Source organism: Oceanicoccus sagamiensis (assembly GCF_002117105.1).
GTDB classification, from domain to species: Bacteria; Pseudomonadota; Gammaproteobacteria; order Pseudomonadales; family Dasaniaceae; genus Oceanicoccus; species Oceanicoccus sagamiensis.
Genome location: NZ_CP019343.1, coordinates 1,446,097 through 1,458,322, shown reverse-complemented (window position 1 = coordinate 1,458,322; position 12,226 = coordinate 1,446,097). Strand labels below are relative to the sequence as shown.

The following is a 12,226-nucleotide window of genomic DNA, read 5'->3' as shown; positions in this document are numbered from 1 at the left end:
ATGTGTTCCAAGCGAAGATAAAAGGGCGGTAGTAAAAAACACTCAACTTTTTACTTCGCGCTGGAGTGGTGGCCTATTAAAGCGCACCCTCTATCCATCTCTACTAGTTTAAAGCAGCAGTCTCCCTATAGCCCTGATAGCACAAGGCTTGTCAGCGATCTACCACATAGCCACGGCTATTCGAACCAGAAATATTGTCTACTCGATAAACATACTTAAGTGCTATTGGGTTGGCAATATTTATAGGCTTGTTTTCTGGTGTGGTATTTATTGTTTTATCTGGCCATAACGTTATTCAATATTCCTCATTTAACCTGGGGCGGAGAGATTACCTCTGTGTCTGAGCAAAAAAATACCGTATATGGCTTTCGAAATTATGCTGGCTATGGCGGGATGATTTTATTTGCCCTGGTTCCGATATTGCCTTTTAGTGAGGGTACTAAAGTGACACCAGAAACCATGCGTTATTTGGTGGTAGTGGCTGCGGTGTTAGTGCTGCCAACCTTGTATTGTTTAATGCGTTATGTGCCGGCCAGTGAACAGCAAGGTATACCTAAAACTGAGGCAGCAGAGAATCCCTATAAAAGTCTGTTGGCGTTAAGGCATAACATACCGCTTGTCTGGTTTGTTGGGGTCATGGTGCTTAATAGTGTCGCCGGCGCTTTTTATATCGGTTTGAAATTTATGATGATGGATGCCTACTTGGGTCAGGGCCAATATTACGTGCATTTTTTGTTGTTCCATCTTGTGGTAGCGGCTCTAGCCATTAAGCCTGCGATGCGAGTAATTGCTGCTGTAGGCAAGCTGCGGGCCATAAAAATCTGGGGTATTTTGTCGCTAGCAGCCTTCGCCAGCCTGTCATTGGTGTTATTAAATAACGCCGCAACACTAGTCCTGTTTGCCCTGTTTAATATTATCTGGTCATTCTCCAGCGCGATTGGCAATGTAGCGATTTTCTCACTGCTATCGGATGTGGCGGATTATGGCACCTTGAAAACCGGGGTGGATCGCTCTGCAATGTGTTTTTCCTTGCAATCCCTGGCGGGGAAAACAGCCTTGGCTATTGGTATCTCTCTGTCGATAGCGCTGGCCGGTCTTATGGGTTTTGACCCTGCGCTAGCCGAGCAGGGTGAACAAGCCTTTTGGGCTCTGGTTATTTGCATGTCTATAGTTCCTGCACTTTTGTCATTGTTGGTTGTGATTCTGGTTGAGCGGGTGGGTATTACCGAGTCACCCCCTCTCTCTCCGATACCGCCATGTCAGCCTTCCCGCCGTCACTGCTGATTTCCTCAACCCGTGACTATCTCCTCAGCTCGGTTGTTGCGACCCACCGCCAACTCACCCGGCTGGGTGTAGAGGCAGACCTGCATATCTGGGAAGGGCTGGATCATGTTTTTCACTACAATCCGGCACTGCCAGATGCTCGCGAATTGCATCAACTGATCGTACAGTTTTTTGCGCGCCAGCTCGGCAAGTCCGCCTGAGTATTCTTTATCCGTCACCTGTTATAACAAGGACCTACTATGAAAACAGTTGCCACCGACCACTGCTTGGACGCGGAAGCTAGTATTGCTGCCCGTTACCAGCGAGCTCAACAAATTGAGCAGGGTGTCTTCACTAAAAATATCGCGTTCAACACCACGCTATACCCTCACTGGATTGGGCAGAGTGACAGCTTTTGGTATTTACGGGAATCTCGTCATGGCCATACTTTTCGCTTAGTGGATGCCGCTTCTGGTTCTAATAAAGAAGCTTTCGATCATCAGTTGCTGGCGACAGCCTTATCAGCTGCCAGCGGTGAAACTATACTTGCAGATCAATTACCCATTACTGATCTGGATTTTACACAGCCTGACAGCCTGAGTTTTAGCGCCTATGACCAGCAATGGTGTTACACCTATGCTTCTCAACTCTGTGAAGCGACGTCGGCATTGCCCTCTCAGTGGTTGCGATCCCCGGACGGCCGGCAGGCCCTTTATATCCGGGATCACAACCTTTGGCATAAAAATCTGGATACAGGTGCCGAAACACCACTGACCATAGATGGCGGCCCCTTTTATCGTTATGCGAGTACGCCCAGTGTTTATGGCCGCCAGGAACTCATCACTCTGGAGGCGCTTTGGTCGCCCGATTCCACTCAGGTACTTACTCAGGTGCTGGATAGCCGCAATGTCCCGGTTGCCCCCTTGATCGTAGAGCATGTTCCTGCTGATGGTAGCCTGCGCCCTAAAACCATTCGCCCGGATCGTCGTATGGCTTTTACAGGCGATGATCAGGTAGAGGCCTACCGTTTTCTTACAATTAAAGTAGAAACTGGCGAGCCCCAATGGCTTGATCATCCCCCTTGTCCCGTTTGCCGCCCGCCTTATATTGGCTTCTTAACTAGCCGCCGGGGCTGGTGGGACCAGGACAGCCGCCACTACTACCTGATCGACCAAAAACGGGGAGGTAAAACGGCCCACCTGCTGCAAGCCGACAGTCAAACCGGCACCGCTCGTCCGCTGATCAAAGAGACCTCCGACTTTAGCGTTAACCTGATACCTATCACCCATATCCATATGCCCATGATGCCCCTGCCAGGCACTGGCGAACTGATCTGGTACTCTGAACGCAGTGGCCATGCACATCTTTACCTTTACGACCTGACAACCGGTCATTTGAAAAATGCCATCACCCAGGGGCGTTGGCAGGTACGTAACACCCTGCATTTTGACCCGAGCAGCCGGACACTTTATATCCAGACTGCAGGCCGGGTACCTGAACGTAACCCTTACTACTGTGATATCTGCCGGGTCAATATCGACACGGGAGAACTGACCGAAATAATATCTACAGAGCATGAATATATCGTTTGCGACCAGCGCAGCCGAATTACTTACCGATATCAACAAGCTGCCGGGGTATCGCCCAGCGGAAAGTATGTGGTGACCACCAGTTCGCGAGTTGATGAAGTACCCGTGAGTATTTTACTGGACCGTGATGGCAATCAGCTGCAGAGCCTGGAGACTGCGGATGTGTCAGGTTTGCCTGAAAACTGTCATTGGCCAGAACCCGTTATGCTCAAAGCTGCTGATGGTGAAACAGATATCTATGGCATTATCTATCGGCCGTCAAATTTTGACCCGGGCCGCTCTTACCCGGTACTGGACTGTACTTATAACTACGCCGCGAATGTCGGGTCTTTCACCAACAACAACTATAGGCAATTGGCATTACCTTTCGCCATGGGCTTACGCTGAACTAGGTTTTATTGCGGTTCAGATCTTCAATCGTGGCAACGAAGGCCTCAGAGATACGGCGTTTAATAGCTACCAAGACCCTGTTTTACCCTTGGAGCCCATGCGTTTTCGTTTTAACAAAGAAGACTGTGTTGCTGGCATCGAGCAACTGGCGGCCCGCCATAGTTATATTGATCTCCAGAGAGTGGGAGTTGTTGAATTTTGCAGCATTCCTACAGCTGTAGCTGGGCTGTTGCTCTACCCAGAATTTTACTCTGTAGGTGTCAGTATTAACGCCCAACTGGACTCGCGACTCTTTGCCTCTATTGGCACCCAGGATGAAGGCTACCCAGAATTAGCAGATTTTGCCGACAGACTAGAGGGCAAATTACTATTGATTCATGGTATGTTGGAAGATGTGATACCACCGGCGATGTGTTTTCGTTTGGTCGAGGCCTTACAACAAGCGAATAAATCCTTTGATATGTTGCTGTTGCCTAATCTTGGTCACAGCTGCAGCAGCTATACCATACAGCGCTCCTGGGAGTATGTAGTCAGGCATTTATTGGGCGAAGAGCCACCGAAGGGATTTAAGCTGGAGTCATCGTTTGGGTAGTTGATGATCTTCCATTTTACATCCCCTGCCTGTTACTAGCAGAAATTATTTTACCTTGAGGGGGTACGTCTCGGGCAGGATCTTATTTCAGCGTCAATTAAAACACTCCCTCAACCTAAGTATTTATTCCAAAAAAATATACCCACCCACCTGAGGTTTTCCCCGCTAGTTTCTCTGTAGTTAATGACATAAACTTCATTAGCAACCAGCAGGCCCGCCGCACCCCAGTGCCGCCATGCCCGCTAGCCGGAAAAACTATGGGCCAACACAGCAATAACAACCGCCCGCCAGAACGGGAAACGCCAGCCGCCAAGGCCGGCCCGGAGCGGGGGATGGTGGAAACCTTTCTCAGCTGCGAACTGGCGATTAAACGCTTTTTGGCGCGCCTGCTCTATCGCCCCGAAGATGTTGACGAGATTACCCAGGAAACCTTTCTGGTGGCCTACAATGCCAATAGCAAACGCACCGTTCACTCCCCCAAGGCCTACCTGTTTAAAGTGGCAAAAAATATTGCCCTGCGGGAACTAACCCGCAAATCCACCAAAATGACCGACTACCTCGAAGATGCCCTGGCCCAAAACGCCGAGCTCATAGAAGGCAATGCCACCCTGGAAAGCGAAGTGATGGCCCAGCAAACCCTGGCCGGTTACTGCAATGCCATTGCCAGCCTGCCGCCCCAGTGCCGCAAAGTGTTTATCCTGCGAAAGGTACAGGCCAAAAGCCACCGGGAAATAGCCGCCAGCCTGAATATCAGCGTTAGCGCCGTCGAAAAACATATTGCCCTGGGGGTCAAAAAATTCGATGCCTATATGTTATCGCAGGAAGGCCAAATACCACCGCAAGCCGGTGTCGGCCCTACAACCGGCAGCCCGCTGCCCAAGGAGCAACAATGACTACCGCCAATCACAAACCCGGGGGCAAGGTGATCGAAATGCCCCAGGGTAACGCGCTTAGCGATCAGGCCGCCGGCTGGATTGCCGCGCTGGATGCCGACCCGGTCAGCGACGAAACACTGGCAGCCTTTCGCCAGTGGGTGAATGCCGCACCGGAACATGCCGCCGAATTTGAACGGCTGGCCCAACGCTGGCAGTCCCTTAATCAACTAACGCAACTTACCGTACCCAGCGAACAAAGCAGCGACGCCATCCACCCAGCCGCCCCCTGGTTTGGCCGCTGGCAGGGCGGGGCAGTGGCCATGGCCGCAGTAGTGCTGGTGGTCATCACCCTGTTTACCGGCAACACCTCGCAACTCTATGCCACCGGCATAGGCGAACAAAAAACCGTAGTGCTTAGCGATAACAGCCGTATCCAACTCAATACCAATACCCGCCTGAAAATCGACTACAGCGAACAGCGCCGGGGCATTCATCTACTTCAGGGCGAAGCCTATTTTGAAGTGGCCCATAACCCCGGCCGGCCCTTTGAAGTTTATAGCGGCGCCGGAGTGGTCAGGGCCATAGGCACCGCCTTTAGCGTTTACCTTAACCACCAACAGATTGAAGTGCTGGTCAATGAAGGGGTGGTAGAAGTGGATAATATTCCCACGCCCCAAACGGCCCCCGCTATCGAAGCCCCAACAGTGGCCACCAAGCCGCTACCAGAACGGCCCCGTATCACCGCAGGCAGCCGCGCCACCTTTGCCCACCACCAGCCGTTGCAAGTGGCCATGGAAAGCAGCGTAGAGGTCGACAAACAACTAGCCTGGCGCAGCGGCACTCTGGTATTCAGGCAAGAGCCCTTGCAGGCACTGGTGGATGAAGTCAGCCGCTATACCTCCACCCGTATTGTGATTACCGACAATGCCCTGCGCACCCTGCGGGTGGGGGTGTATTTGAAGTGGGCAATACCGACGCCGTGCTGGATGCTCTGGCTTTAGGTTTTGGTATTGACGTTAACCGCATTGATCAACAACTGGTGTATTTATCCTCAGGCAATAGCACCAAGCCGGAAAAAACACGCAAGCTACCAGAGAAAAAACAAGCCGCAAAAAAATAAATAGCAAAAAAAATAAAAAAATTTAACTGCCGACCTGAGGAATCACAACACTTATTGCTCCTAGGTAACAGGTCGGCGAGACATAGCCCTGATAATAATCAGGCAACGCCACGCCAACAGTGAGAAAACGTATGCAAGCAGGGTGTTTATATTTACTGCTAATCAGTGTGATCAGTTTTGCACACGGGGCATGGGCCGAACCGGGCCGCTACCAAAGCCCCGCCGCCAAAACCGCGATGGCACAGCGTTACCAGCTAGATATCCCCCGCGCCAGTACTGAGCAGGCATTACAGGCTCTGGCCCGGCAAACCAGCAAGCAGTTGTTATTTTCTCACCGTTCGGTGGATGCGTTTACCAGCAATGCCCTAAAAGGGCATTACAGCTTACAACAAGCCTTAGAGTTTATTCTCAACGGCACAGGTCTTATCGCTGACTATACCGACAGTGGGGTTATTGTTATTTCCCCACGCGGTAATAACTCAGATGCCAATTATGGGGATAAGACGATGAACAGTAAGAAACAATTATTAGCAGCAACGGTAGGGTTTTTGATCGGGGCAGGGGGTGCGTCGCAGAGTGTGTTGGCGCAGGAGAATAGTGCAGATAATCAGGGCTGGGTTTTGGAAGAAATTGTGGTAACGGCGACTAAGCGTGGTGACAAAAATCTAATGGATGTGCCCATCAGTGTGGCCGCCTTCTCTGGTGAGGATATAGAAAATAGAGGGATTCAAACTATTGATGATTTATCTTTTGCGGTACCAAATCTATCAGCAACATCTAATGGGCCTGGTCGGTCATTTTATTTTATAAGGGGGGTTGGCGGTAGTAACGGCGACAGTCCTATTGTAGGTATTTATTTTGACGAGGTGCCCGTCTCCGTTGGTGTCGGTGATCACCCTGATATAAGAGCTACTGATCTAGAACAGGTTGAAGTATTAAGAGGGCCTCAAGGCACTTTATTTGGGCAAGGCTCTGTGGGCGGGACTGTGCGTTTTATAACTAGAGATCCCGACTTTAATGGTTTTGGAGGTTCCATTGATTTGTCGGCTTATAAATCTAAAGGTAGCGGCTGGAGTGAAGGGTTGACAGGTGTTCTTAATATTCCGGTTGTTGATGATACTCTAGCCTTCCGCTTGGTAGCGTCCTACGAAAATAATGAGGGGTGGATCAATCAAATAGATGATGATGGAGCTATTATCGAAGAAAATTTCAATAGTAATGAGCTTTCTAATCTAAGACTAAAAGGGTTGTGGCAGGCATCCGATAATCTAGCATTTTCCTCTATGGTTGTTAAGCATCATAATAAATCGGATGGTGTGAATTTGGCGTTAAACTCACCAGATGGTAGCTTCTCTGCGCCAGATCGAGTTATGCGCTCGGCAGCAGACCCTACACTGCCTTTTGGCTTGGATGATGAGCATGATATATATAATATAACTGCTACATATGATTTTGGTTCTATGCTGCTAACCGCAGTTGCCTCTGAAATAGAAACCAGTAATCTTTCGAAAAATGAGAGTATCTTTTTAACGGTACCGGATGAGGGGGTTTTAGGTATTGCGGATATTGACCGTCATAGAGAAACTAAAACAAGCTCACAGGAAGTTCGTTTGAGTAGCTTGCCAGATAATGATTATAAAATAGACTGGGTTTTGGGTGTTTTTATGAGTGACTCGGAAATTACAGAGAAAACAGGGAACAGTTTAACGGATATTTTTGGGTTCTTTGTAGTGGAAGATGGCCCTACATTACCAGAAAAGATTGGCTCAGACTCCTTGGCTTTTTTTGGTGATGTTTCTTACGCCATTGATGAGCGTTGGACTATTGGTGCTGGGTCGCGTTTTTTTAAGGATGATCGGAGCTTTGTCAGTGATCTGGATGGTAAGCTAGAAGAAACGTTTGATAAGGTTAGCTCTAAAGTCTACGTTTCTTTTTTAGCTGCGGAAAATACTAATTTATATTTCAGTATGTCTGAGGGGTTTAGAAGTGGTGGTTTTAATCCTCCAAGTACAACATTCGCTGGTGCAAATCTTAGCTATGATCCAGAGGAGTTGTTGACCTATGAGTTAGGGCTCAAGGCGTCCTGGTTTGAGAATAGATTGGCGACCAACCTGGCATTCTATTTTAGTGAGTATACGGATTTTTTAAGCGGTGTTCTGGCAGCCGATGATTCAGGTGATTCATCGCTACAGAACGCGGGAGAAGCAGAAATAGAAGGCGTTGAGTGGGATGTTCGTTGGTTGGCAACACCTTATCTTACGATAGGGTTTAATGGCAATGTTACCGACACTGAATTTACGTCGTTGAAGGAAGGGGTGGAGGATAAAGTCGTGGGAGACCCTGTTGATAACTCGCCTGAGTATAGTTATTCATTAACTGCAGATTACCAGTTTAATTGGGCGCGTGATATGCCAGGTTATGCTCGCTTTGATTATAACAGGCAGGGCCCTGCGTTTCTTCTGATACGCAATTCCGGGGTTATACCAGAGGTTGGTAAATCAGAGGCTGTAACATTCCTAAATGCTCATGTTGGTATGCGGTGGGCTTCTGTGGATGTAGAACTCTTTGGTAATAATCTGTTAGATGAAGATGAAGGTACTGCAAATTTTGCAGTTACTGGTAGGGATAGTGTGCTCCGAAGTCGTTCCTTTGGGTTGAAAGTAGGTTACGACTTCTAGTGCTGTTTGGTTATTGTTGGTCAAAAAGCAGCGTAACATAGCTGATATTTTCAATATGTGCGTTGATTGGTGTGACTGTATGTACGTGATGCCCTGGTGCCACAGTAACCTTAAATACTCTAAAGGGTCGGTATTACTCCGACCCTTTATAACTTTGTTCAATCTCTCCTTTTTAAAGCCTTTCTATGCATAGTATCAACTGGTGGGGCCGTGTCCGGAATTGGATTTGTCAGTCTTTCAATTGGGTTGGCAATATTTATAGGCTTGGTTACGACTTTTTTCACAAACCGGGGTAGGGGTTTACCGCTGAAAAGACTCTTAGATAGCGGGTTTGTCAAAACAGCTTAATACAGGGTTCTGCAAGTAATTAGTGCACTATCCAATGCTGGTTATGGTTTGGCATTAAGCTCGAAACCCAAAAAACCATCGGGCTTCGGTAGTGAAGGTGCAAGGTTTACTCTCGTGTTCTGTAAGTACGACCGTCCTTTTGCAAAACCTGACAGTAGCATTCTCAAACACTCAATAACATTTGATATCAAATATATAAAAGGATTAAGAGTAATGGTCGAACAACAATCTATCCTCAATAGTACTGAAATGAGTCTTCGCTATCAAAATGCGAAATATCTGCTTCAGGGCTTGAGTCACAATCATATAGCGCTTAATGCAACGCTTTATCCAGTCTGGATAGAGGATAGTGATTGCTTTTGGTATGAGCGAATGTGTTGGGCTGTCTCGCCTACAGGCGATAACGACAGCAAGTTGATAAAACAATACCGCTTGGTCGATGCGGCATTGGTGACCAATAGGCCTGCTTTTGATCATGAGCGGTTGGCGCAAGCATTGGCGGGTGTGTCTGATGAGCAAGTCGATGCTGGTAATCTTCCAATATCAACTATTTCGATGGAGTTAACCCACTCTTCATCAGAGCATGTTCAGATGGTTGATAGTATTCAGTTTTCTGCGTTTGGGTTGCACTGGATTTATAACGAGTCAACCGGTGTGTGTAAAGAACAACAGGTACTCCCGGGGGGCTGGGAAGTCTCGCCAGATGGGACTCAAGCTGTCTTTGTTAGGAAAGACAATCTCTGGGTTAGTGACCTAGTGACAAAAAAAGAACGGCAACTGACTCATGATGGCGAAGCAACCTATGCCTATGGCGCAATGTCCACAGCTTGGGGCGTTGTCAATGATATTTGCAGTTTACAAGTCTGCTGGTCGCCGGATTCCAATACAGTATTTACTCTGCAGAGAGATACTCGTCGGGTAAAATCTTTGCCGATTGTTCATCATGTACCTGCTGATGGCAGCATTCGTCCTCAGCTGGAAGAAATTAAGGTGGCTTATCCGGGGGATGATCATACTGAAGAGTTGCGGTTGCTGGCTATTAATCTTGAAACCGGTGATATTCAGGCTGCAGACTACCCACAAATCCCTTCAACTCGAAACGGCTATGGTTTTTTTACATCAAAATTAGGGTGGTGGGGCAACAATAGTCGCCACGCTTATTTTGTAGATATGGCGCGAGACTATAAAGCCGTTCGAGTTGTTGAATTTGATACTCATACTGGTGCTACCCGGATACTTATTGAAGAGCATTCGACCACTCAAATCAATTTAATGCTGGGAGGGGATGACCATCCAACATTGCTGCCTCTGCCGGAAAGCCAGGAACTTCTATGGTTTTCAGAGAGAACAGGCTGGGGGCATATCTATTTATACGACTTAAATACAGGTGATTTAAAGAATACTCTGACAGCTGGAGACTGGCTAGTACGCAATATTGCGGGTGTTGACCTCAAGCGTCGTGAAGTGTTCGTGCAAACGGCAGGTCGCGATAAAATGGTTGACCCTTACTACCGGGACTTGGTTCGCATTAATATGGATAATGCTGAACTCACGCCTTTGGTGGTTAGCAATCATGATAATGTCACTATTGTCCCAACTGAATTTAGTGTAGGGATTGCTCGTCTTTCCAAAGACGTTAAAGCGTCATCTGGTATTCAGCCCAATGGTGATTTCGCAGTGGTTACCCGCTCGCGTGCTGATCAAATCCCCGTTAGTTTTCTGGTTGATCGTAATGGTGAACAGATCATGACATTGGAGGTAACTGATACGAGTGCGCTACCCCTCAATTGGCAGTGGCCAGAGCCGGTTAAATTGTTGGCTGCGGATGGCCAAACAGACATATATGGTCTGGTTTTCAGACCCAGCTATTTTTCTGCGGATCAAGTTTATCCCGTGATCTCTTTGGGGTTTAACAACCCAGAAATTCCTTGGGTTGGCAAAGGGGCTTTTACTAACGACATTGCTGGCGGCTGGCCAACGATGGATGCAATGGCGCTGGCGGAGCTGGGTTTTATTGTGGTGAAGATTGATGGGAGAGGGACAACTCTTCGCCATAAGGCTTTCCATGATGAGAGCTATGGAGCTTTTCAGACTGCTAGTAATATAGATGACCATGTTACCGGTATTCGGCAGCTTGCTGAGCGTTATGCTTATATGGACCTTAATCGTGTGGGCATTTCGGCTCATACATCAGGGGGGTCAGGTTGTATAGAGGGTATGCTGCGTTATCCTGATTTTTTTAAAGTAGGCGTAAGCAGCTGTGTGCATGACTGGCGAATGATGTCAGCCCCAATGATGAGTGAAAAATACGAAGGTTTTCCTGGCATGGAAGGTTATTTGCCAGCAGAGGCTCGCATAGAAGCACTAAAGGGGAAGCTCTTGCTTATACATGGCATGCTGGACTGGTGTATTCCTCCAGCCAGTACTTTTCGTTTAGTCGAAGCTTTGCAAAAAGCAGATAAGGATTTTGATATGTTATTGATGCCAAATGTTGGGCATGACAGTAACGCCTATATCCTTCGTCGCACTTGGGATTATTTTGTGACCCATTTGTTGGGGGAGGCTCCGAGCAATTAATTCCAGCCATTGATTTTGCTACCGGACGATCAGAATGTCAGTCCGTATCATAGCCTAGCCTTGCTATAAGTGATTCTAGTTTTTAAGTCTGGGTTCTTTAGCTTATATTTGGAGTTAGTATGGGGGGAGGGTGAGCAGTATTGCCCCCCTTTCATTAGTATTGAAGCATTCAATTGCTTTTAATGATTATATATTCTTCAAATTATTGTTATTTTATTGCGATGAAATGTGCCTGTTCAACTAATAGGTTTTTATGGAACTATCCCACCTCTTGTCTATATAGTCGGCAGCTCTGCCGGCCAGCTCTATAACGGTACACCAGATTATTGACGCAAAAGCTTTGGACAGTCGCTGTTCAGCATGTTTTAGGGCCTGTACTTTAGCTGTTGTTGCCGACCCTCTGATAGGTTCTTGGCCCGGCTGGTATTGCTCCAACGTTGTGGTAGCAATAGATTCTTTTATGTTCGGCGGTGTTTGTTTATGTGATGCGTGGTTTGTATCTAGATGGTTAGGGAGCTGTATGAAGGCGTTGGCGATCAGTCTAGGGCATAGATTTACGCTGATAAGAATTTTGATTTATCGTTAATGCTCAAAGGTGGTCGTGAAAATTCCTGCCATGCCCAGAGTCATGGCTTTGATTGACTTGTGGAGTATTTGCAAGGAGCGAACCATGTAGGGAGTTTGAGAGTATGAAAACTTGTGATCTACCCTGAAAGAACGCCTAGTACAAAAAACTGCCTTACTGAGGTGGGGTTTTTGTTTCCCAATGTGTCTTAGTAGATGTATATGCAGGC

General features: G+C 47.7%; 9 protein-coding genes. All 9 read left to right on the top strand.

Features of this window, described 5'->3' with window-relative positions; all coding sequences use genetic code 11:
- Positions 1–258 precede the first annotated feature (258 nt).
- The 9 genes from BST96_RS06590 to BST96_RS06555 all read left to right on the top strand — a co-directional run bounded on the left by BST96_RS06590 (position 259) and on the right by BST96_RS06555 (position 11,432).
- The gene (locus BST96_RS06590) at positions 259–1,284 is read left to right on the top strand and encodes an MFS transporter (RefSeq protein ID WP_169713935.1); all 1,026 of its coding nucleotides are present in this window, start codon (positions 259–261) and stop codon (positions 1,282–1,284) included.
- On the top strand, positions 1,257–1,484 hold the full coding sequence (locus tag BST96_RS21460; protein ID WP_085757930.1) for an alpha/beta hydrolase: 228 nt from the start codon (positions 1,257–1,259) through the stop codon (positions 1,482–1,484). The genes BST96_RS06590 and BST96_RS21460 overlap by 28 nt, the downstream gene beginning before the upstream one ends.
- Positions 1,485–1,523: 39 nt before the next feature.
- The gene (locus tag BST96_RS06580) at positions 1,524–3,239 is read left to right on the top strand and encodes a DPP IV N-terminal domain-containing protein (protein WP_085757929.1); all 1,716 of its coding nucleotides are present in this window, start codon (positions 1,524–1,526) and stop codon (positions 3,237–3,239) included.
- A 100-nt stretch (positions 3,240–3,339) separates the two neighbouring features.
- Positions 3,340–3,834, top strand: coding sequence for an alpha/beta hydrolase family protein (locus BST96_RS20590; RefSeq protein WP_169713934.1), 495 nt, complete (start codon positions 3,340–3,342; stop codon positions 3,832–3,834).
- 257 nt (positions 3,835–4,091) lie between these two features.
- Positions 4,092–4,727 (top strand): RNA polymerase sigma factor, encoded by a 636-nt coding sequence (locus BST96_RS06570; protein ID WP_085757927.1) that lies wholly within the window; start codon positions 4,092–4,094, stop codon positions 4,725–4,727.
- Positions 4,724–5,710: a FecR family protein gene (locus BST96_RS06565; RefSeq protein WP_085757926.1), complete on the top strand. Its 987-nt coding sequence runs from the start codon at positions 4,724–4,726 to the stop codon at positions 5,708–5,710. The genes BST96_RS06570 and BST96_RS06565 overlap by 4 nt, the downstream gene beginning before the upstream one ends.
- Positions 5,671–5,829: a hypothetical protein gene (locus tag BST96_RS20380; RefSeq protein ID WP_157117885.1), complete on the top strand. Its 159-nt coding sequence runs from the start codon at positions 5,671–5,673 to the stop codon at positions 5,827–5,829. Before BST96_RS06565 ends, BST96_RS20380 begins: the two co-directional genes overlap by 40 nt.
- A gap of 119 nt (positions 5,830–5,948) precedes the next feature.
- Entirely contained in the window at positions 5,949–8,507 is a 2,559-nt protein-coding gene (locus tag BST96_RS06560; protein WP_157117884.1) for a TonB-dependent receptor, read from the top strand.
- Between the two features lie 396 nt (positions 8,508–8,903).
- Entirely contained in the window at positions 8,904–11,432 is a 2,529-nt protein-coding gene (locus tag BST96_RS06555) for a S9 family peptidase (protein ID WP_157117883.1), read from the top strand.
- The last annotated feature ends 794 nt before the right edge of the window (positions 11,433–12,226 follow it).